The following is a 21,403-nucleotide window of genomic DNA, read 5'->3' as shown; positions in this document are numbered from 1 at the left end:
ACGCAGTGAGGAATCTGAGTTCTTCATTCGGGATTGACTGGTCAGATTCCTCACTGCGTTCGGAACGACACCTAACCGCCCCTATGAACCCAACCACCACCTCCAACCTCATCGACGGCAAGCAAACGGCCGAAGACATCAAAGTCGAAATTGCCGCTGAAGTGGCCAGTCTGAAAGCCGCTGGCCAGAAAGTGCCCCACTTGGCGGCCATCCTCGTCGGCCACGACGGTGGCTCCGAAACCTACGTGCGCAACAAAGTGCTGGCCTGTGAGCGGGTCGGCTTTGGCTCAACACTGCTGCGGTTCGAGGACACCATCACCGAAGCTGAGCTGCTGGCCCAGGTCGACGACCTGAACCACGACCCGGAAATCGACGGCTTTATTGTGCAGCTGCCCTTGCCCAAGCACATCGACCCTGAAAAGGTCATCGAGGCCATCCGACCCGAGAAAGATGTCGACGGCTTCCACCCCATGAACATTGGACGCATGGTAGCCGGCTTGCCCGCTTTGCTCCCTGCTACGCCCTCGGGTATTGTGGAATTGCTGAGCCGCCAGGGCATCAAAACCAGCGGTAAGCACGCAGTGGTAATTGGTCGTTCCAACATTGTAGGCACGCCAGTTAGCATCTTGCTGGCCAAGAACCTGGATACGGCCAACTGCACGGTTACTTTATGCCATTCGCGCACCGAAAACCTGGCCGAAATATGCCGCACGGCCGATATCGTAGTGGCCGCCATTGGCCGCCCCGAATTCGTGACGGCCGATATGGTGCGGCCCGGTGCGGTGGTAATTGATGTGGGCACGACCCGCGTGCCCGATGCCTCGAAGAAGAGCGGCTACACGCTGAAGGGAGATGTGAATTTTGCCGAAGTAGCGCCGCTGGCTTCCGCCATTACGCCGGTGCCCGGCGGCGTGGGGCCGATGACCATTGCCATGCTTCTGCTCAATACGCTGCGCGCGGCTACGGGCAAAATCTATCCCCGGGCGGTGAACTGATTTTTTGGAATATTTGGTTAGACTGTCCCAGTGCTGTACTTTTAAGTCCGGCACTGGGAACAGCTTGCCCTGTTGCCGGCGTTATGGATGCTTCGCTTCCTGACGCCTTTTTTTATAAATACCTGTGACGTTACATTCTTCCGAAATTATTGCACCTTTTGGTGAAGCAGCCGTGCCGGTATTGGGCACGACCCTGCCCGTTATGGAGCAGTTTTACACCATTCAGGGTGAGGGCTATAACACCGGCCGGGCGGCTTACTTTATCCGGCTGGGCGGCTGCGACGTAGGCTGCGTGTGGTGCGACGTGAAAGAGTCGTGGGATGCCGACGCGCACCCTCGCCAAACGGTGGACCAACTGGTGGCGGCTGTGTTGCAATACCCCGGCCGCGACGTGGTGATTACCGGCGGCGAGCCGCTCATGCACCAATTGGGGCCGCTTACGGCGGCGCTGCAAGCCGCCGGCTGCCGCACCTGGCTCGAAACCTCGGGGGCACACCCACTTTCGGGCACCTGGGACTGGATTTGCCTGTCGCCCAAGAAATTCAAAGCCCCGTTGCCCGATGTACTGGCCGCCGCCCACGAGTTGAAAGTGGTGGTGTATAACCGGCACGATTTTGCCTGGGCCGAAGAGCACGCGGCGCTGGTGCCCGCCACCACCCGCCTGTACCTGCAGCCCGAATGGAGCCGTGCTGCCCGCATGACGCCCGAATTGGTGGAGTATGTGAAGGCTAACCCGCGCTGGCAGGTTTCGTTGCAGACTCACAAATACTTAGACATTCCGTAGTTTACCCTATGCGTCGCTTTTCAGTGTTGGGGGCCTTGCGCCTCGGAATGATGTGTGTGCTGAGTATGGCCACGGCCGAAACGGCCTGGGGCCAACTCCCGCCCAAAGTGCCCATTCCGACCAACACCAAAGCCCGCGGCCTGCTGGAAAAAGCCCAGCAGCATGTGAAGGAGCGCGACTTCGTGAAGGCCGTGGAGGTGCTCACGCAGCTTAATCAGAAGTTTCCGTCGTTTGGCGATGCTTTCCTGCTGAAGGGCTCGCTGCTGAAAGCCATGGGCGACAATCGGGGTTCGCTGGCGGCCTACCGCGACGGCCTGGCCAAAGTACCGCTTGATGGCACGCATGCCTCCGAATACCAGCTGGTTGGTGACCTGGCGCTGAGCTACGGCGACTACCAAACGGCCCTCGATGCCTACCGGCAGCTGATGAAGGTGGCCCCGAAAACGCAGAAAAACCTAGCCAAGTCGCAACGCCAGTTGCTTACCTGCGAATTCGCGCTCGAAGCGCTGAAGCACCCGGTGGGGGAAGCGCCGGTGCGCTTGCCCGCGCCGCTCAACACCTTTAAGTTTCAATACTTTCCCGACCTCACGGCCGATAACCGCTTCCTGTTGTTTACGGGCCGGCCCGCGGCCAGCAGCGGCGAAGACCTGTACGTGAGCCGCCAGAACAAGGACGGCAGCATGGGCGAGCCCCAACCCATTTCGCCGGCCATCAACTCCAGCTACAACGAAGGCGCGGGCTCGATTTCGGGCGACGGCAAAACTCTCGTTTTCGCTTCCTGCGACCGGCCCAAGGCCATTGGCAACTGCGACCTGTACATCTCGCGCCGCACCGGCAACAACTGGAGCGCCCCCCAGAACCTCGGCTTGAACGTGAACTCGACGGAGTGGGACTCACAGCCCTCGCTCTCGGCCGACGGCCGCACGCTCTATTTTACCTCGACGCGCCGTGGCGGCCAAGGGCAGGAAGACATCTACATGACGACCCTGCAGCCCGATGGTAACTGGAGCCCCGCCCAAAACGTGGGCACGCCCGTGAACACGCCGGGCAAGGACATGGCCCCCTTCATCCACGCCAGCGGCACCACGCTTTATTACGTCACCGATGGCCTCATCGGCATGGGCGGCCTTGACGTGTTTCGCTGCGAGAAAACGGCGGCTGGCACCTGGACGCCGCCAACTAATTTGGGCTACCCGCTCAATACATTTGAGAATGAGGCTTCGCTCTTCATCACGTCGGATAACCAGAAGGGCTTTTGCTCGCGCAGCCGGGCCAGCGAGGAACCGGCCGGGGGCTACCGCCTGGCCCGCGAGCGGCCGGTGGAGCTGTTCGGCTTTGCCGTGCCGCCGCCCGTGAAGGCCCGCGAAACCAGTACCTACACGCAGGGTCGGGTGTTCGATGCCAATACCAAAAAGCCCCTCAAGGCCGAGGTGAAACTTTACGACCTGGACACCGACGTGCTGACGCAATTTGTGACTTCCGACCCCGAGTATGGCGACTATACCGTGGTGCTGAACGAAGGCCACCACTACGCCATGTACGCGGCGGCCGATAAATACCTGCTCAAAAGCCTCAGTTTCGACTACTCCAGCCAACGTTCGTTCAGCCCCACGGCCCTGGATATTTACCTGGAGCCCGTACGCTCGGGCCGCAGCGTGGTGCTGAATAACCTGTTTTTCGACACCAACAAGTACGAGCTCAAGCCCCAGTCGCGCACCGAACTGAACCGGCTGATTGAGTTCATGCGCCAGTACCGCGACGTTCAGATTGAGGTGTCGGGCTATACGGATAACGTGGGCTCGCCCGAGTCGAACCAGCAGCTGTCGCAGCGCCGGGCGCAGTCGGTGGTTGAATACCTGTCGGGCCACGGTATTTCGGCCAATCGTCTGCGCTCGCGCGGCTACGGCGAAACCCACGCGCTGGCTGCTAACGACACCGAAGCGCACCGTCAAATGAACCGGCGCATCGAGCTGCACATTCTGTAGCATGAAGATGCCCTGGCGGCATCAGCCCCGCCAGACATCAAGTCCGCTCCGGCGGCTGGACCCGGTACTTGCCGGCTTCAGCCGCCGGTTTTGCTTTTGCAGGTGGTCAATGACCGAACACTTTACATTGATTCTGGCCCGATTTCAACCATTTTAGAGAGTTAAAGTAATTCTCAAGCTTATCTGGCGAAAGCAGCTTAAACGGGTATTTTACTTAAAGTAAGGCTTTAGGTAAGTGAAAATATAATTGGATTCAGCCGGCAAAAATATATGGCTCGCCCGTTGGCGGGCTTTTTTTTTGTTTAACCGGCTTCTTTTTTTGGCAAAGCTAAATAAACGAAAATGAGATGTTTATGCCAGCTGACAGTAATTGCGTGGTGAAAAAAGTGACAAAAAAAATATTTTTCGTTCAAATGAATTTTTTGCCTACGTTTGGATTGGTCAAACACACCAGCCTTGGCCACTCAACGCATCTTTTCACCTTCACCCCTCAAATCCATGAAAAATCTGTTTCTGGCAACTTGCATCGCCGCGGGTGTTACCGTAACCCCGGCCGCCGTGGCTGGCCCCGGCGAAGGCGCCTACTCATCGGCTATGATGAGCCGCGCCACCACGCTCACCCGGGCCCTGGCCCAGCACATTCCCTTCAACGAAGCCCAGTACCTGGCCGTGAAACAGCTGCACCTGCAGATGCTGACCGAGCGCCGCGACCTGGAAATCATCCTCAACGGCGCCAGCGCCGAGGAGCGCGACAACCAGCTCGCCATCGCCCAGCAGCGCTACGAGACCGAACTGAGCCAGCTGCTCCAGCCCCAGCAACTGGTAGCCTACCAGAACCTACGCACCAGCTTCACCGCGCACCGCCTGAAATAGGGGAGGAGCCCGACCTCACCACGCACGAAAAAGCCCGCTTTGCAGAGCGGGCTTTTTGTTTGCCTTGATTTTGGTAGTCAGTTGCTGACAACTAAAGCCTAGCGCGCTTCGATGCCCTGATAGTCGCGCTCCAGTTCGCCGGTGTAAATCTGACGGGGGCGGCCGATGGGCTCTTTGTTCTCACGCATCTCTTTCCACTGGGCAATCCAGCCGGGGAGGCGGCCCAGGGCGAACATTACCGTGAACATCTCGGTGGGGATGCCCAGGGCTTTGTAGATGATGCCCGAGTAGAAGTCCACGTTCGGGTACAGCTTGCGCTCGATGAAGTACTGGTCGGTCAGGGCGGCTTGCTCCAACTCCTGCGCAATTTTCAGCAGCGGGCTGTCCTGCATGCCGAGGGCTTGCAACACCTCGTCGGCGGCTACTTTAATGATTTTGGCGCGCGGGTCGAAGTTCTTGTACACGCGGTGGCCGAAGCCCATGAGGCGGAACGGGTCGTTCTTGTCCTTGGCCTTGTTGATGAACTTGCTGGTATCGCCGCCGTCGGCCTCAATGGCTTCCAGCATTTCGATAACTTCCTGGTTGGCACCGCCGTGCAGAGGGCCCCACAGGGCGTTGATACCCGCCGAAACCGAGCCGTAGAGGCTGGCGTTGGCCGAGCCCACGAGGCGCACGGTGCTGGTCGAGCAGTTCTGCTCGTGGTCGGCGTGCAGGATGAGGAGCTTGTTAAGGGCGCTAACCACTACCGGGTTGATTTCATACTTCTCGGTGGGGAAGCTGAACATCATGTAGAGGAAGTTGGCGCAATAGTCCATGTCGTTGCGCGGGTAGTTCAACGGATGGCCCATGTTGTTCTTATATGTCCAGGCCGCGATGGTCGGCATCTTCGCCAGCAGGCGAATGATGTTGAGCTCCATCTCCTCGGGGCTGAGGTCGGGCGACACGCTCTGCGGATAGAAGCCGGTGAGCGCGCAGATGAGCGACGACAGGATGGCCATGGGGTGCGTAGCCGACGGGAAACCGTCGAAAATCTTGCGCATGTCCTCGTGTACCAGCGTGTGCTTGGTAATCTGGCCGCTGAAGTGGTCGAGCTCGGCCTGGGTGGGCAACGCGCCGTAAATCAGCAAATAAGCTACTTCCAGGAAGCTCGACTTTTCAGCCAGCTGCTCGATGGGATAGCCGCGATAGCGCAGAATGCCCTCTTCGCCGTCGAGGAAGGTGATGGCGCTTTTGGTGGCACCGGTGTTCTTGTAGCCCGAATCGAGGGTGACGTAGCCGGTCTGGTCGCGCAGCTTGCCGATGTCGAATGCTTTTTCGTGTTCGGTACCTTCGATGACGGGCAAGGTGATGGACTTGCCGTCGAGGATGAGTTCAGCAGTTTCTGCCATGGACGGGAGGGGTGAGGGGGAAATAGAGTGCGAAACTACGCCACAGGTCGTAAGCCGGGAAATTTTTTCGGCCCTAGTGGCTGCAGGCACTACACGCAAAGCGGGCCTGAGGTTTCCAAAAACCGCCTAAAAGCCCGTTTGTTTCTTGTTGATAACGATTGCGAAGATTTTGAAACAGTGGTGCGCGAGGGCTTCACACAGCGTTCTATTTGCCGATACAGAACTGGGTGAAAATGCTGGTGAGCAAATCTTCGGAGGAGATTTCGCCGGTGATTTCGCCAAGCGCCGCAAGGGCATGGCGCAGGTCGGCGGCCAGCAGCTCGGTGCCGAAACCGGTATCGAGGCCGGTTTGCACGGCAGCGAGGTGAGCGGCGGCGGTTTCGAGCGCGCGGGCGTGGCGCACGTTGGTGACGATGGTGGCCGAGGCGTTGTTTTCGAGCGCCGAGCCGCGCACCTGCTTTACCAGTGCGGTTTGCAGGGCTTCGAGGCCCTGGTTCTGGCCGGCGGCCAGTAAGACTAGCGGAATTGCCGTTGTGCTACCCCCGCGACTGTCCCGAAACTCAGTTTCAAAAGCGGCGAGAGCTTCGGCAGAAGCCAGGTCGGTTTTGTTGCCTACGGCTAACACGGGCAGACTCAGGCCACTGGTTAGCGCCGCAATTTCAGTACAGACTTCTGTGGGCGTCAATTCTGCTAAATCGAAAAGATAGAGCAGCAGCGACGCTTTGCGCACGCGCTCCCGAGTGCGGGCTATGCCAATGGCTTCCACTTCGTCGGCCGTGTCGTCACGTAGGCCGGCCGTGTCCACGAAGCGGAAGCGCAGGCCGTCGATGCTCACTTCGTCCTCGATAAAGTCGCGGGTGGTGCCGGGAATGGCCGAGACGATGGCGCGCTCCTCGCGCAGCAAGGCGTTGAGCAGCGTGGACTTGCCAGCGTTGGGCCGCCCGGCTATGACGGTGGTGATGCCATTTTTGATGACGTTGCCCAGCTCGAAGGAACGCAGCAGGCCTAGCACCACGCCGCGCACCTCGGCCAGCAGCGCGGCCAGGCCGGTGCGGTCGGCAAATTCCACGTCTTCCTCGCCGAAATCGAGCTCCAATTCCAGCAGCGCGGCAAATTTGATGAGGCGGGCCCGTAGTTCGCGCAGCTCCTGTGAGAAGCCGCCGCGCAGCTGATTCAGCGCCACGCGGTGGCTGAGTGCGGAGTCGGCAGCGATGAGGTCGGCCACGGCTTCGGCTTGGGCCAGGTCCATGGCGCCGCTCAGGAAAGCGCGCTTGGTGAACTCGCCGGCTTCGGCCAGGCGCGCGCCGTGGCGCAGGAACAGGGCCAGTACTTGCCGCACCACGTAGTCGGAGCCGTGGCAGCTGATTTCCACCACGTCTTCGCGGGTGAACGACCTGGGGGCGCGGAATAGGCCGATTACTACCTCATCGAGGATTTCGCCGCCGTTGGGGTCGCGCAGGGTACCATAATGCAGCGTGTTGCCGGGCGCTTCGGCAAAGCTTTTTTTGGAGAAGACAGCGGCGGTGATGGGCACGGCGGCCGGGCCGGACAGCCGGATAACGGCCAGCGCGCCCGCGCCCGGGGGCGTCGACAATGCGACGATGGTATCGGAGAAAATTGTTTGAACCACGGATTTTTTCGGATTAATCGGATTGCCCGGATTTTAGCTTCGCTGACCTACGGTTCATTACGGTCGCTCCAATACTGGCTTACTCGGTTACAAACAAGTTGCGGCTTACTTCGGCCGAAATAAGAGCGGTGCGCTCACGGTTTATTCTGAGCTCAAAGGAATTATCAAACGCCACCTTATCCAGTACTTCAATTACTGCCCCGAGTTGCAGACCCACTTTGTCGAGGTACTGCAGGAAAGGAGCGGAAGTGTTTTTTACGGCTGCCAGGGTGCCATTCTCACCTGCGCAGAGGTCGGCCAGCAGGCGGTGGGCGGGGCGCCGGATGGCCCCGTCCTCGGCCGGAATGGGGTCGCCGTGCGGGTCGAGGGCGGGGTGGCCCAGGAAGGCATCGAGCCGGCGCATGAGCAGCGGCGACTGCACGTGCTCCAATTCCTCGGCCACTTCGTGCACCTCATCCCAGTTGAAGCCAAGCTGCTGCACCAGAAAAACCTCCCACAGCCGGTGCTTGCGGATGGTGAGCAGCGCCAGCCGCTGGCCTTCGGCGGTGAGCTGCACGCCGCGGTATTTCTCGTAGTTCAGCAGGCCCTTTTCGGCTAGGCGGCGCAGCATATCCGTCACGGAAGCGGCGCGGGTGTCCAGCGCGGCCGCGATGCGGTTGGTGCTCACGCCGGCGGTGTCGGGCTCGGCCTCAGCCAGCTTGAAAATGGCCTTGAGGTAGTTTTCCTCGGTGTGGCTGGGCAGTTTGGCGGATGGTAGGTTGGGCGTGATTTCGCTCATGCTGACAGGGCCGGAACATAAGGGCCGGTGCAAAGCTGCATGTAAAAATGCGCGCTTCACACCGGCCCAAACTGCTTAACCTAAAAATTAGCTACTTAGAATTTCAACAGCGCCGAGGCCCAGGTGAAACCTGAGCCGAAAGCGGCCAGGCAGACGAGGTCGCCGCGCTTGATTTTACCTTCCTGCACGGCTTCGCTAAAGGCCAGCGGCACCGAAGCAGCAGTGGTGTTGCCGTAGCGCTGGATATTGCTGAACACCTTGTCATCGCCGAGGCCCATTTTCTGCTGCACGTACTGCGTGATGCGCAGGTTGGCCTGGTGCGGGATGAGCATGTCGATGTCGGAAGCCTGCAGGCCGTTCTGGTCGAGCGCCTCCTTGATGACTTGCGGGAAGCGCACCACGGCGTGCTTGAACACGTTCTGGCCGTTCATGTAGGGGTAGAGCTCGGCTTTGTTGTTCAGGATGTATTCCACACGGTTATCGCGGTTCGAGCTGGGCTCCTTCACGATGAGCTCCTCGGCGTGCTCGCCCTGGGCGTGCAGGTGGGTGCTGAGGATGGCCTGGTTGTCGGAGGTGCTGGGGCGCAGCACCATGGCGCCCGCGCCATCGCCGAAAATCACGGAAACGCCGCGGCCTTCGGGCGACTTGTCGAGGCCGGAGGAATGGATTTCGGAGCCCACCACCAGCACCGTGTCGTACATGCCGGTGCGCACGAACTGGTCGGCCACTGAGAGAGCGTAGATGAAGCCCGAGCACTGGTTGCGCACGTCGAGGGCGGGGCAGTTGTTGGTCATGCCCAACTCGCGCTGCATGAGCACGCCGGAACCGGGGAAAAAGTAGTCGGGCGAGAGCGTGGCGAAGACAATCAGCTGCACGTCGTTGGCTTCCACGCCGGCCATTTCGAGGGCCTTGCGGGCGGCGTTGGCGCCCATGTTGGCGGTGGTGTCGGTGCCTTCCTCGAACCAACGGCGCTCCTGAATGCCCGTGCGCTCCTGAATCCAGGCATCGGAGGTGTTCATCATGGGCTCCAGCTCGGCATTTTTAACCACGCGGCTCGGCACGTAGTGGCCGACCCCGGCGATGAATGAGTGACGTAAAGTTGCCATGGCTGGTGGGAGGAAAAAAATTGGGCTAGGGGAGAAAGAACCGCTTTACGGGCGGCAATAAATTCGGTGAAGTAACTACGTGCTTTGGGCAAATTGGGGCGCAAAGGTGGCAGGTTAAATCACAGTATCCAGCAAATGCCACAATTTTTTGCCTTCCGAAGCCCAGAGCACGTCTTCAGGAATGCCGTTGGGATAGAAGCGGCATCTCTCCAGCCCCTGGCGCAGGTGGGCTGCTGCGGCATCGGCGGGAGTCAGCTCAAGCATTAGTCCGCCACCGTGGCGACTCATGGTTTTTGCCCACAGCCAATTCCGGGGAATGAGAATGGGCAGCCCCAGCGCGAGGTACTCAAATAGCTTGGTGGGCCGGCAGCGGGCCGTGCTGGGGTGGGGCCGGTAGGGCAGCAGGCCCAGGTGGCTGCGTCCAATTGCGGCCACGATGGCCGCGTGCGGCACCGGTACCGCGCCCCCAATGAGCGTGAACAGGCCGGGTTGCCGGGCCACGGTTTCTGCCAGTTGCCGAAGCAGCTCCGGCTGCTGGCAGAACCCGATGATGGTGCAGTGCGCGCCGCCCGGCCAGGTGGTGGCCAGGGCTTGCGTGAGCGCCACCGCCTCCCAAATGCCATTGAGCTCCGAGATAGTGCCGGAATAAAGCAGCCGCAGCGGCTCATGCAACATCGGATGCGGCCGTGGCTGGTTGGGCTGCATCTCGCCAGGAGCGGGCTGGTATTTGTTTTCCAGCACTACGACCCGGTCGGGGGGAAGCTTCTCCAGGAAAGGCAACTCTTCCGCGTAGCTGGCTTCGGCCAGCATGACTCCGGCCGCCTGATGGGCCGCCCGGCCTTCGACCCAGCGCAGCCCGGCCGCCAGCCAACGCCGCGTGAGGCCTTGGTAAACATGCTGGGTGCTTACGTTCAGCGCATAGTTCTCGCGGATGTCATATAGGAATTTTCGGCCCCGGCCCAGTGCCTGCCACAGCAGTGTGAGCGGCAACAGCTCCGGCGCGTGTACGATGGCCAAGTCGGGCTTTAGTCGTTGCAGTAGCCGCCAGTAGCGCCATTGCGCGGCCAGCCGGCCCAGGCTCAGGCGGCGGCCGTTGAAGATGGGATGGAGGGCAATGTTCGCCTGCCCATTGCCTGTTCCTGACGACTGCCGCCCGGCTACGTGCACTCGTGTACCGGCCCGGCCCGCCAGGGTTTCGGCAAACTTGCCCCGCATACGGGTATCGTCCACGGGCTTTAGCACCGAGGCCAGCAAAACCACAAATTGAGAAGAACCGGAGCCAAGCACGCCTCAAAGATGGTAGTTTTGCAGCTTCTAAGCCGCTTCCGCCAGTGCAGGCGGCTTTCCTGTTCATTCCCTTCGCCTCGTCCGATGTCCGACCTGCAAACCCAAATTGAAGCCGCCTGGGCCGACCGCGCCCTGCTCCAGACCCCCGAAACCAAAGCCGCCATCGAGCACGTCATCGAAGAACTCGACAAAGGCCGCCTGCGGGTGGCCACCCCGCCCGCCGAAGACGGCGGCGAGTGGACCATCAACGAATGGGTGAAGAAGGCCGTGATTCTCTACTTCCCCATCCGCCAGATGAACACCCAGGAAGTGGGGCCCTTTGAGTACCACGACAAAATGCTGCTCAAAACCGACTACGCCGGCCAGCAGGTGCGCGTGGTGCCGCCCGCCGTGGCCCGCTACGGCGCGTTTCTGGCCCCCGGCGTCATCCTCATGCCCAGCTACACCAACATCGGCGCCTACGTGGGCGAGGGCACGATGGTGGACACCTGGGCCACCGTGGGCAGCTGCGCCCAGGTGGGCAAAGGCGTGCACCTGAGCGGCGGCGTGGGCCTCGGCGGCGTGCTCGAGCCCGTGCAGGCGGCCCCCGTCATCATCGAAGACGGCGCCTTCATCGGCTCGCGCAGCATCCTCGTCGAAGGCTGCCGCATCGGCAAAGAAGCCGTGATTGGCGCGGGCGTCACCATCACCGGCAGCACCAAAATCATCGACGTTACCGGTCCCGAGCCCAAGGAGTACCGCGGCTACGTGCCGCCGCGCTCGGTGGTCATTCCCGGCTCGATTGCCAAGCAGTTCCCGGCCGGCGAATACCAGGTGCCCTGCGCGCTCATCATCGGCCAGCGCAAGCCCAGCACGGACTTGAAAACATCGCTGAACGACGCTTTGCGGGACTTTGGGGTGAGTGTATAACGTAGGGGCGGGGCTTGCCCCCGCCCGGACGCTTGCACCGCCTGACCGATTCCGTTCAACGGCGGGCGGGGGCAAGCCCCGCCCCTACAAAAAAGGCCGCTTCCTACGAAGCGGCCTTTTATATTTCTCAGATTCCTCGCTGCGCTTCGGAATGACAATTACACGCCCGCTTTCAGCTTCTCGCCGAACAGCGCCTTCACCTTGTCCACCTTGGGGCGGGCCACAAACTGGCAGTAGGGCTCGTGGCCGTGCAGGTTGAAGTAGTTCTGGTGGTAGTCCTCGGCGGGGTAGAAGGTGGGCGCGGCCACAATCTCCGTCACCACCGGGTTGGGGAAGGCGTGGTTGTCGTTAAGCTTCTTTTTATACTCCTCGGCGAGCTGCTTCTGTTCGTCGTTGTGGTAGTAGATGCCCGAGCGGTACTGCGTACCCACGTCGTTGCCCTGGCGGTTGAGGGTGGTGGGGTCGTGGGTTTTCCAGAAAATTTCGAGCAACTCCTTATAGCTGATAACGGCCGGGTCGAAAGTGATGTCGATAACCTCGTTGTGGCCGGTGAGGCCGCTGCACACTTCCTTATAGGTCGGGTTGGCGATGCGACCGCCGGCGTAGCCGGAAACCACTTTCTCCACGCCCTTCAGGTTTTGAAATACGGCCTCGACGCACCAGAAGCAGCCGGCGCCAAATGTTGCATGTTGCATGGGTAGGAAATTGATTCGTTGTTGGGTTGATAACAACGCGGTAGACGTGGCGCAGGTTTATTCCTTACAAGCGGTGCCGTTTGTCATTGCGAGTGGAGCGCAGCGGAACGCGGCAATCCGTCCTAATTCTAAGCGACCAGCACCAAGAAGTGATAAATCCTTAAAATGTGACAAGCCCCGGCACTGTGCAGTACCGGGGCTTGTCACTAAAGAAAGTGTCTGGTTCTGACAGGACGGATTGCTTCGGCTGCGCCTCGCAATGACAGAGGGGACAGACGGCGCCAGCTTACTTGCGGAACCGCGCCGCCACCACCAGCTCTTTCAAGCCTGCCGTGTATTGGTAGAAGCCCTCGCCCGACTTCACGCCCAGGCGGCCGGCCATCACCATGTTCACCAGCAGCGGGCAGGGAGCGTATTTGGGGTTGCCCAGGCCCTCGTGCAGCACCCGCAGGATGGCCAGGCACACGTCCAGGCCAATAAAATCGGCCAGCTGCAGCGGGCCCATCGGGTGGGCCATGCCCAGCTTCATCACTGTGTCAATCTCCTCCACGCCCGCCACGCCTTCAAACAGCGTGATGATGGCCTCGTTTATCATCGGCATCAGAATGCGGTTGGCCACGAAGCCGGGGTAGTCGTTCACCTCGGTGGGCGTTTTGCCCAACTGGCGCGACAGGTCCATCACGCGCGCCGTTACCTCGTCGGAGGTCGCGTAGCCGCGAATCACCTCTACCAGCTTCATCACCGGCACGGGGTTCATAAAGTGCATGCCGATTACCTGCTGGGGCCGCTTGGTCACGGCGGCGATTTTGGTGATGGAAATCGACGAGGTATTCGACGCCAGAATGGCATCGGCGGGCGCGTACTGGTCCAGGTCGCGGAAGATTTGCAGCTTCAGGTCCACGTTTTCGGTGGCGGCTTCCACCACTAGGCCCACGCCGGCTACACCGTCGGCAATCGAGGTAAAGGTCTTCAATCGGCCCAGGGTAGCGGCTTTGTCGTCCTCGCTCAGGGTGGCTTTGGCTACCTGGCGGTCAAGGTTTTTGGTGATGGTGCCCAGGGCGCGGTCCAGCGCCGGCTGGTTGATGTCGATGAGCGAAACGGAAAAACCGTGCTGGGCAAATACGTGGGCAATGCCATTGCCCATGGTGCCGGAGCCAATTACGGCGACGTTCATAAAGTGCGGGAAAAGAGAGGGTGGGATGGGAAAAGCCGGCCAGTGGGCCAGCGGCTGCAAAGCTACAGCCCATTGCCGAACTGCCATTTTGTTTGGCTCCATCGAAAATATTTCGAAAAAATTATATCCTTTTGAATTACCCCCCCGTACAAGCCCCCAGAGACACTTCTCGCATACTTTTTCACCTCCCCTTCACACTCTTTCTCTCTTTTCAGCCATGGGCAACCTCCTCTATATCATCGCCGTCATTCTCGTCATCATTTGGGCTGTTAGCTTCTTCGGTGGCTTCTTCACCGGCGGTATCATCCACGTGCTGCTGGTTATTGCCATCATCGCCATTCTGCTACGCGTTATCAGCGGCCGAAGCGCCGTCTAATGCCGCCCGCAAGGGTTAACTTAAAAACACAAAAAGCCCCGCTGGAATCTCCAGCGGGGCTTTTTGTTGGTGGGCGGCCCGGTTGCTAATTATTTGCCAATGTTGTAAAGCAGGCAAAACCGCAGGTTCAGGCCCGGATAAAGCGAGAATACTGAGCTGTTGAAGTTGTAGAGGCCCAGAATATCCAGCGCGGCTTTGTCGCCCAAGGTGGAACGGTACCCAATCCCGGCCAGGGAAGAATTTACGGTGCGGCTAATCTTGGCCAGGTAATACTGGTTGTCGTAGCCCGCGAGCTGGGCGTTGGTCACCTCGTATTCGCCGTGCAAAAAGAACTCCTTGTAAACGATGTATTGGGCGAACACCTTAAAGCCCAGGCTGCTGCTCGAAAGGCTATTGGAGCCATTCGCGGTCAGGGTACCATTCGGCGTAGGGTATTGAACGCCGTAGGTACGATAAAAATTGTCGGGCGACAATGAGTAATTGTTGTAGGCGTACGATATGCCCGGGCCGATGGCAAGCTTGTTCGTAATCCGATAGCCAAGGGCAGGGGCCAGGCTGAAATTAAAGTTGCTGATGCCATCGACCGAGTTGTAACCGAGGCCCAGGTTAGAATAGATAAATTTTTTGCTGGGCGGCACATCCTCCGCGCCACCCGCTTTGGTGGCTTTGCGGTTCGGAAAATCCAACCCCGACGGGGCCGAGGGCGATGGCTGCACCGCCGGCGTGCTGGGGTCGTAGATAGGCGCCGGAGCAGCTGGCGTTGCCGGGTCGGTAGCGGGCACCGGGGCTGGCGTTGCAGGGCGCGTGGGGGCGGGGGGCGGGCCGGGAGGAGCCGTGTTCAGCACCGGCTTATTATCCTGGGCCTGCGCCTGCAAGGTGGGCAGCCCGGCGGCCGCTGCCAGCAGCAGCAGCGGAAGCAAATGACGTTTCATGCAAAAAGCGAAAAAGGAAGTGGGGCGCACGCGCGCAGACTGGTAACGAAAACGGCCGGAAAATTATTCATTTTCCGGCCGCCATTCATCGATTACTTACGCCATTTGGTACATCTTCTGGCGCTGGGCCTTCAGGTTCTCATCGGCCAGGTATTCTTCGTAGTTCATGCGGCGGTCGATGATGCCGTCGGGCGTGAGCTCGATGATGCGCGTGGCCACCGTGTCGATGAACTGCAAGTCGTGCGAAGCGAAAAGCATCGCGCCGGGGTAGTCCTTCAGGCCGTTGTTCAGGGCCTGGATGGATTCGAGGTCCAAGTGGTTCGTCGGGTCGTCGAGCACGAGTACGTTGCCGCTTTCCAGCATCATCTTGCTGAGCATGCAGCGCACTTTCTCGCCGCCGCTCAGCACGTTCGATTTTTTCTGCGACTCTTCGCCCGAAAACAGCATGCGGCCCAGCCAGCCGCGCACAAAGCTCTCGTCCTTATCTACCGAGTACTGGCGCAGCCAGTCCACCAGGTTCAGCTCGCCCGACTGGAAGTACTGGTTGTTCTCCTTGGGGAAGTAGCTCGGCGTGATGGTGGTGCCCCACTTGAACTCGCCGGTAGCCGCCGTGGCCTCGCCAAACAGGATATCGAACAGGAGTGAAGCGGCGCGGTCGTCGCGGCCCACAATGGCTACTTTATCCCCTTTGTCGAGCGAGAAGGTCACGTTTTTGAACACGTGCTTGCCATCAACTTTGGCGCTGAGGTTTTCAACAGTCAGCAGCTGGTTGCCGGGCTCGCGCTCGGGTTTGAAGGCGATGTAGGGGTAGCGGCGCGACGAGGGCTTGATTTCCTCCAGCGTGAGCTTTTGCAGCAGCTTCTGGCGGCTGGTGGCCTGCTTCGATTTTGAGGCGTTGGCCGAGAAGCGGCGCACAAACTCTTCGAGCTCCTTGCGCTTGTCCTCGGTTTTCTTGTTCACGTCCTGGCGCTGGCGCAGGGCCAGCTGGCTGCTCTCGTACCAGAACGAGTAGTTGCCGGGGTACATCGTGATTTTCGAGAAGTCCAGGTCGGCCATGTAGTTGCACACGGCGTCGAGGAAGTGGCGGTCGTGGCTCACCACAATCACCGTGTTCTGGAAGTTGTCGAGGAAGTTCTCCAGCCAGAGCACGCTCTCGGCGTCGAGGTTGTTGGTCGGTTCGTCGAGCAGCAGCACGTCGGGGTTGCCAAACAGGGCCTGGGCCAGCAGCACGCGTACTTTTTCGCTGGCGCCGAGGTCCGACATCAGCGAGTAGTGCTTGTCTTCGGTAATGCCGAGACCGGAAAGCAATTCGGCCGCTTCGTAGTCAGCATTCCAGCCTTCGAGGTCGGCAAACTCGCCTTCCAGAATGGCGGCGCGCTCGCCGTCGGCGTCCGAAAAATCGGCTTTGGCATACAGCGCGTCCTTCTCGCTCATCACCGCCCACAGGCGCTGGTGGCCCTGAATGACGGTTTGCAGCACCTGCTGGTCGTCGTAGGCAAACTGATTCTGCTTCAGCACGGCCAGGCGCTGGCCGGCGGGCATCTCCACCGAGCCGGTGTTGGGCTCGAGCTCGCCCGAGAGGATTTTGAGGAAGGTGGACTTGCCCGCGCCGTTGGCGCCGATGAGGCCGTAGCAGTTGCCAGGCAGGAATTTAACGGTGACGTCTTCGAAGAGAATGCGCTTGCCGTAGCGCAGGCTAACGTTGGAGGTGGAAATCATTCAAGCAATAAATAAAGGCGCGGGCACCCCGCATCCGAGCAGGGCTAGCCGCAAAATTACACGATAGGAGCCGGGTGCGAATCCGGCCGGAGAAAACGAGTTGCGTATTCTGCCGAAAATAACTAACTAGTAGGAAGATTAGTGCCCGCCGCCGTTCGGCCCGCCAACCGCCGGCCGGCGCCCCGCGTACAACTTCTGCGCCCCGCGGCGTGTTGCCTTTCTGAGGTTTCTCAAACCGGCCAAGCCGGTCATCTTTCACCTGTTACGTTTTTAGGTATGACTGACCAGCATTTAACATCCGAAAAAAACGGTCTGCGCATGGGCTTGCTGACGGCGCTGATTTTAATTGCCTACACCGGCGTAGCCGCCCTGGCCGGTTTTCTGGGCAAAATCGAAGCCGGCGCGCTTGATATTGTGCTGCTGGCCGGTGGCGTCGTTCTGGCCATCCGGCGGCTGAAACACGCCTGCGGCGACCGCATGACCTACTTTGGCGGTTTCAGTACGGGCATCATCACGGCGCTGGTGGCCTCAATTCTGTTGGGCGCATTCTTCTGGCTGCTGGGCGGCATCAGCCAGGCGGCGGTGCGCCAGATTCAGGCCCGCGACCTGTTCGGCTCTGACCTAGGCGTGCTCATCAGTGGCTTGGGCATCATCCTGCTCGGCACCATGACGGGCGTTATCACCTCGCTTATCGCCATGCAGTACTTTAAGAGTGCTGAACACCAAGGGATTCCGGAAGTGGAAGTCGTTTAATCGCGGCATCCGGATAATTGACAGTCGCTTGAAAAGCAGCCTCGCAAGGGGCTGCTTTTTTTATGCGTTCGAATATAGGAGAGGTTAGCTATTGTGAAAAAAAGTAGAACGAATTGAAACTTCGCGTTGCTATGTTGGCGTTAGGTGCTTAAATTTGTTTTAGCCGAAGAAAAAATATTGATTTATGCGTTACTCCCCTGCCTTTTTAACCGCGCTGTGCCTGTCGTTGGCCACGCTGTCGGCCAAGGCACAAATGGCTGACCGAATTACCGAGCAACCCACGCCCCGCGAAGCTTCCCGCCAGGAAGTTGTAGCCCAAACCCGCGAGATGGCCAACCGCCTCCACCTCAACGAAGGCCAGTACCTGCAACTGCTCCCCCTGAATCGCACTCGTCTGAGCACGCTCAGTGGCATCAACCGTGAATACCGCAACGACGCGGCCACCCGGGCCGCCAAGTCGGCTGAGCTGGAAGCTCAGTTCGAGCAGGAATGCAGCCGCATTCTTACGCCCTCGCAGCTAAGCCAGCTGCAGCGCGACGCTCAACCGGCCACCACGCCAGCCGGCGCCGGCAACGGCCTGGGGTAATTTCTACCCCGCTTCTCCCCAACCACCCAATAGCAACGGCCCGCCAGATGATGGCGGGCCGTTGGCGTTTTAGGGTTTAATAGCAAATCGGTTGTCATGCTAAGCGGAGCGAAGGACCTTATCACATTCGGACGAAGTGTTCTGGCGTGATAAGGTCCTTCGCTGCGCTCAGAATGACAGGCGCGACACTTACCGCGTCGGCGTCAGCGGGTCACTCAACACCTCTGTGACGGTGCCGAGGGGGCCGAAGCGCAGGCTGATGCGCGGGGCCGCCGAGCGGACGTGGCCGGCGTTGCACTGCGTGCCGGGCTCGAGGTAGTAGTAGTACACTTTTTCGGTGTTGGCGCGCAGCTCTTCCTCATCGGGCGGGCCCAGCAGGGCGTTCACGTCGTCGGCCCGGGCTTCGTAAAGCTGCTCCCGGAAACGCAGCAGGGCCGGTACGGCAGCCCGGCGCTGGTTGTGGCAGGCGTAAGGGTCGGCGCGCCACGAAGGGGCGTCGAAACCGGGGATATTGGGCAGGGCGTGGCCGCAACCGGCCAGGACGCTACTGCCCGCCAGTATGAAAAAAGAAAGGTGCCGGCGCACGTTCAAACTGCCTGAGAATTGCGCCATGACCAACAAGAACAACGGGAAACAAGAATTTTGACGAAATTAAGCACTATTTTTGGGCTGCTGCTGTCTGAGCCCTACGCTGATTAAAATACGGAATTATATAATTTATATTATTGTAATGTTCAAAAGGATTTTAGTTGCGGCTGCAGTGATGGGCCTGGGCCTGCTGGGCAATGCAGCCACTGCGCAGAACATCCCGGCCGCTGCCCTGGCAAAGCTGCCGGAAAGTGCCCGTCGGGCGTTCAACCAATCCGTATTCGACCAGAGGGCGGCAGCGCTGTTTGCGCGGTTGGGCGCGGACGACCTGCCCTTTAGTCTGTTGCGCGAAGGACTGGTGGGCTTTTACAACGTGCGGGCGGCGGGGCGTGCAGCCGGCCGGCCGGTGCTCACGCTGGTCGATTTCAGCCGCTCCAGCCAGCACAAGCGCTTGTGGGTGATTGACGTAGCGGCCGGGCGCGTGCTGTTTCATACGCTGGTGGCGCACGGCAAAGCCAGCGGCGGCGATTTGCCGGTGGCGTTCTCGAACCAGGAGGGCTCGGAGATGAGCAGCCTGGGGTTCTACCGCACGGCCCCGGCCACCTACGTGGGCAAGCACGGCCTGTCGCTGAAGCTACACGGGCTCGACCCCGGCTTCAACACCAACGCTGAGAGCCGGGCGGTGGTGGTGCACGGGGCCGACTACGTGTGCGAAGAATTTGTGCGGGCCCACGGGCGGCTGGGACGCAGCCAGGGCTGCCCGGCCTTGCCGGCGGGGCAGGCGGCAGCTATTGTGCAGGCCATCAAGGGCGGGAGCGTGCTGTACTTGCACGGGCCGGCGCAGGCGGGCTACCACTCGCGCTGGCTCGATGTGGACGGGGCGGTGGCCTCGCTGGCAACCCCGGGCGGGGGCAGCGCGGGCAACTAGCATAACCAGAACGGCAGGGGTGCGTTAAAAGCGAATTGCGCCGGGCTTCGGGCCCGGCGTTTTTCTTTCTCACCCTTTTTCGATTCTTTTCCCATGCGTTTAAATCTGCGCTTCATCATCGGGCTCATTGTGGCGGCGGTGTCGCTGTTCGGCTACTTTTTTCATACTTCCAAGAATGAAGTAACCGGCGAAACCCAACACGTAAACATGAGCACCGACCAGGAAATAGCCCTGGGCTTACAGGCCGCACCCCAAATGGCGGCCGAATACGGCGGCGAAAGCCCCGATGCCCGCGCCACCGCCGCCGTGCAGGCCGTGGGCCAGAAAATCATTGCCAGCACCAAAGCCGGCCAGACGCCTTACCGCTTTCAGTTCCATTTGTTGGCCGACGACCAAACGATTAACGCCTTCGCGCTGCCCGGTGGCCAGGTGTTCATCACGAAGGGTATTCTGGACAAGCTGACTTCGGAAGGCCAACTGGCCGGCGTGCTGGCCCACGAAATCGGCCACGTAGTGGGCCGTCACTCGGCCGAGCAGGTGGCCAAGTCGAACCTCACGCAGGGCCTGGCCGGCGCGGCCACCATCGCCTCGTACGACCCCAACAATCCCGGCAGCTCCATTGCCAAAGGGGCCATTGCGGCGGCCATTGCCAAGGTGGTGAACCTGCGCTTCGGCCGCGAAGACGAGCTGGAAGCCGACCGCTTGGCGGTCGATTTTACGCCCAAAGCCGGCTACGACCCCCGCGCCATGATTCAGGTGATGCAGATGCTCCAGCAGCAGGGCGGCCGCAGCAGCACGCCCGAATTTATGAGCACCCACCCCGACCCGGGCAACCGCATCGCGGTGCTGCAGAAGGAAATCGCTGAGCAGTACCCGCAGGGCGTGCCGGCCGGTTTGAAACCATAACCGCAGACTTCCGCGGATTTAACAGCTAAGAACAGATTCGGACGGGCGAATCAGGCAGACATTCGCTCACAGGTCTTTTTATCTGTTTTAGTCATTCAACGCAACGGCCGCAGCTGATAAGCTGCGGCCGTTGCGTTTACACAAGGCTCAGGGCCGAGAATACTCTTGGGTTATAGGAGTAGCTGAATCCGTTCTTATCCGTTAAATCCGCGAAAATCTGCGGTCAGAAGTTCGGCGGCGTGAGGTTCTTGAAGTGGCCGTTGAGGCGAACGCGCTCCTTGAGTCGCTCGGTTTCGAGCACGACGGGCAGGATGGTGTCGAGGTGGTCGCGCACGATTTCCTGGCGTTCGAGCTCGCTGGTGGTGGCCAGCAGCTGGTATTCCTGCTCGGTACTGAAGCCGATGTGGTGGGCCACGTCGAAGATGCAGTAGTCGGAGGCCAGCTCCAGCAGCAGTTTGCGCAGGCCGAGCGCCTCGTAGAGCTGGCGCACCTGTTTGGTGATGACGGTGCGCAGCACGGGGTCGGCTTCGTCGTCCTGCACCACGTTTTCGACCAAGCCGCCGGCGTAGAGCTTGCCGGGGGCCTGGCGGTAGAACTTGTTGATGCGAAACACGCCCACGGCCTTGGTGCGGATGTCGAGCTCGCCGCTGGAATAGGTTTGCTCGACGCTGAGCAGGCGCATTTCGGTGCCCAGCTCGCTGAGGCTGTCGTTGAGAAAGGGCGGGATGCCGAAAGTGGTATTTTGCTCGATGCACTCGCGCACGAGCTGGCGGTAGCGGGGCTCGAAGATGTGCAGGTTGAGCTTTTCGCCCGGGAAGACCACCAGGTTGAGCGGAAACAGCGGAAGCAGGCGGGCCATGGGCTAATAGGGACTGAAACGGAACGTAACTACGGGCGCAACAAGCGGCCCCCGGCGTTGGGTTTTGGCCCGCCGGGCCCAGGGGCCGGCGGCGGAGACAGTGGCAAGGTAGGCGGGAATGCCGAAACGCCGCCCGGGGCGCTACTTTTGTG

Annotated in this window: 21 protein-coding genes; 10 read left to right on the top strand and 11 right to left on the bottom strand. The window is 60.3% G+C overall.

What is annotated here, in order from left to right; translation table 11 throughout:
* Positions 1-83: 83 nt before the first annotated feature.
* The 4 genes from folD to MON38_RS09510 all read left to right on the top strand — a co-directional run bounded on the left by folD (position 84) and on the right by MON38_RS09510 (position 4,637).
* The gene (gene folD, locus MON38_RS09525; RefSeq protein WP_241935922.1) at positions 84-995 is read left to right on the top strand and encodes a bifunctional methylenetetrahydrofolate dehydrogenase/methenyltetrahydrofolate cyclohydrolase FolD; all 912 of its coding nucleotides are present in this window, start codon (positions 84-86) and stop codon (positions 993-995) included.
* Positions 996-1,197: 202 nt separating this feature from the next.
* Entirely contained in the window at positions 1,198-1,779 is a 582-nt protein-coding gene (locus MON38_RS09520; protein ID WP_241935992.1) for a 7-carboxy-7-deazaguanine synthase QueE, read from the top strand.
* Between the two features lie 8 nt (positions 1,780-1,787).
* Positions 1,788-3,764: an OmpA family protein gene (locus MON38_RS09515; RefSeq protein WP_241935921.1), complete on the top strand. Its 1,977-nt coding sequence runs from the start codon at positions 1,788-1,790 to the stop codon at positions 3,762-3,764.
* Positions 3,765-4,262: 498 nt separating this feature from the next.
* Positions 4,263-4,637 (top strand): hypothetical protein, encoded by a 375-nt coding sequence (locus MON38_RS09510; RefSeq protein WP_241935920.1) that lies wholly within the window; start codon positions 4,263-4,265, stop codon positions 4,635-4,637.
* A gap of 98 nt (positions 4,638-4,735) precedes the next feature.
* On the opposite strand, the gene MON38_RS09505 is transcribed toward MON38_RS09510, so the two are convergent.
* The 5 genes from MON38_RS09505 to MON38_RS09485 form a co-directional block, all read right to left on the bottom strand.
* Entirely contained in the window at positions 4,736-6,025 is a 1,290-nt protein-coding gene (locus tag MON38_RS09505; RefSeq protein WP_241935919.1) for a citrate synthase, read from the bottom strand.
* 205 nt (positions 6,026-6,230) lie between these two features.
* The gene (gene mnmE / locus MON38_RS09500; protein WP_241935918.1) at positions 6,231-7,655 is read right to left on the bottom strand and encodes a tRNA uridine-5-carboxymethylaminomethyl(34) synthesis GTPase MnmE; all 1,425 of its coding nucleotides are present in this window, start codon (positions 7,653-7,655) and stop codon (positions 6,231-6,233) included.
* 79 nt (positions 7,656-7,734) lie between these two features.
* The gene (locus tag MON38_RS09495; protein ID WP_241935991.1) at positions 7,735-8,397 is read right to left on the bottom strand and encodes a metal-dependent transcriptional regulator; all 663 of its coding nucleotides are present in this window, start codon (positions 8,395-8,397) and stop codon (positions 7,735-7,737) included.
* Between the two features lie 131 nt (positions 8,398-8,528).
* Complete coding sequence (locus tag MON38_RS09490; RefSeq protein WP_241935917.1) at positions 8,529-9,539, bottom strand: 3-oxoacyl-ACP synthase III family protein; 1,011 nt, start codon at positions 9,537-9,539, stop codon at positions 8,529-8,531.
* Between the two features lie 114 nt (positions 9,540-9,653).
* Entirely contained in the window at positions 9,654-10,769 is a 1,116-nt protein-coding gene (locus MON38_RS09485) for a glycosyltransferase (protein WP_241935916.1), read from the bottom strand.
* 141 nt (positions 10,770-10,910) lie between these two features.
* Between MON38_RS09485 and MON38_RS09480 the strand changes: the two genes are divergently transcribed.
* On the top strand, positions 10,911-11,735 hold the full coding sequence (locus tag MON38_RS09480; RefSeq protein WP_241935915.1) for a 2,3,4,5-tetrahydropyridine-2,6-dicarboxylate N-succinyltransferase: 825 nt from the start codon (positions 10,911-10,913) through the stop codon (positions 11,733-11,735).
* 158 nt (positions 11,736-11,893) lie between these two features.
* Here MON38_RS09480 and msrA read toward each other — a convergent pair whose 3' ends face one another.
* Together msrA and MON38_RS09470 are read right to left on the bottom strand one after the other, a co-directional pair.
* Positions 11,894-12,430, bottom strand: coding sequence for a peptide-methionine (S)-S-oxide reductase MsrA (msrA, locus tag MON38_RS09475; protein WP_241935914.1), 537 nt, complete (start codon positions 12,428-12,430; stop codon positions 11,894-11,896).
* Between the two features lie 286 nt (positions 12,431-12,716).
* Positions 12,717-13,604: a 3-hydroxybutyryl-CoA dehydrogenase gene (locus MON38_RS09470; RefSeq protein WP_241935913.1), complete on the bottom strand. Its 888-nt coding sequence runs from the start codon at positions 13,602-13,604 to the stop codon at positions 12,717-12,719.
* 217 nt (positions 13,605-13,821) lie between these two features.
* Between MON38_RS09470 and MON38_RS09465 the strand changes: the two genes are divergently transcribed.
* Positions 13,822-13,980: a lmo0937 family membrane protein gene (locus MON38_RS09465; RefSeq protein WP_168672812.1), complete on the top strand. Its 159-nt coding sequence runs from the start codon at positions 13,822-13,824 to the stop codon at positions 13,978-13,980.
* 89 nt (positions 13,981-14,069) lie between these two features.
* Here the strand turns inward: MON38_RS09465 and MON38_RS09460 are convergent, their stop codons facing one another.
* Together MON38_RS09460 and MON38_RS09455 are read right to left on the bottom strand one after the other, a co-directional pair.
* Positions 14,070-14,912 (bottom strand): hypothetical protein, encoded by an 843-nt coding sequence (locus MON38_RS09460; protein ID WP_241935912.1) that lies wholly within the window; start codon positions 14,910-14,912, stop codon positions 14,070-14,072.
* Between the two features lie 96 nt (positions 14,913-15,008).
* Complete coding sequence (locus tag MON38_RS09455; protein ID WP_241935911.1) at positions 15,009-16,631, bottom strand: ABC-F family ATP-binding cassette domain-containing protein; 1,623 nt, start codon at positions 16,629-16,631, stop codon at positions 15,009-15,011.
* Positions 16,632-16,907: 276 nt separating this feature from the next.
* Between MON38_RS09455 and MON38_RS09450 the strand changes: the two genes are divergently transcribed.
* Together MON38_RS09450 and MON38_RS09445 are read left to right on the top strand one after the other, a co-directional pair.
* A complete protein-coding gene (locus MON38_RS09450; RefSeq protein WP_241935910.1) occupies positions 16,908-17,384 on the top strand; it encodes a DUF4199 domain-containing protein in 477 nt (158 codons plus the stop codon).
* Positions 17,385-17,568: 184 nt separating this feature from the next.
* The gene (locus tag MON38_RS09445; RefSeq protein WP_241935909.1) at positions 17,569-17,970 is read left to right on the top strand and encodes a hypothetical protein; all 402 of its coding nucleotides are present in this window, start codon (positions 17,569-17,571) and stop codon (positions 17,968-17,970) included.
* 189 nt (positions 17,971-18,159) lie between these two features.
* Here MON38_RS09445 and MON38_RS09440 read toward each other — a convergent pair whose 3' ends face one another.
* Entirely contained in the window at positions 18,160-18,582 is a 423-nt protein-coding gene (locus MON38_RS09440; protein ID WP_241935908.1) for a hypothetical protein, read from the bottom strand.
* 118 nt (positions 18,583-18,700) lie between these two features.
* Between MON38_RS09440 and MON38_RS09435 the strand changes: the two genes are divergently transcribed.
* Together MON38_RS09435 and MON38_RS09430 are read left to right on the top strand one after the other, a co-directional pair.
* Positions 18,701-19,486, top strand: a complete 786-nt coding sequence (locus MON38_RS09435) for a murein L,D-transpeptidase catalytic domain family protein (RefSeq protein WP_241935907.1) — start codon at positions 18,701-18,703, stop codon at positions 19,484-19,486.
* Positions 19,487-19,579: 93 nt separating this feature from the next.
* On the top strand, positions 19,580-20,392 hold the full coding sequence (locus MON38_RS09430; RefSeq protein WP_241935906.1) for a M48 family metalloprotease: 813 nt from the start codon (positions 19,580-19,582) through the stop codon (positions 20,390-20,392).
* Between the two features lie 223 nt (positions 20,393-20,615).
* Here MON38_RS09430 and MON38_RS09425 read toward each other — a convergent pair whose 3' ends face one another.
* A complete protein-coding gene (locus MON38_RS09425) occupies positions 20,616-21,251 on the bottom strand; it encodes an LON peptidase substrate-binding domain-containing protein (protein ID WP_241935905.1) in 636 nt (211 codons plus the stop codon).
* Positions 21,252-21,403 lie beyond the last annotated feature (152 nt).

This window comes from Hymenobacter cyanobacteriorum (assembly GCF_022631375.1).
Lineage (GTDB): Bacteria > Bacteroidota > Bacteroidia > Cytophagales > Hymenobacteraceae > Hymenobacter > Hymenobacter cyanobacteriorum.
Note: the sequence above shows the minus strand (reverse complement) of the source record. Positions and strands in the feature narration are given on the sequence as shown.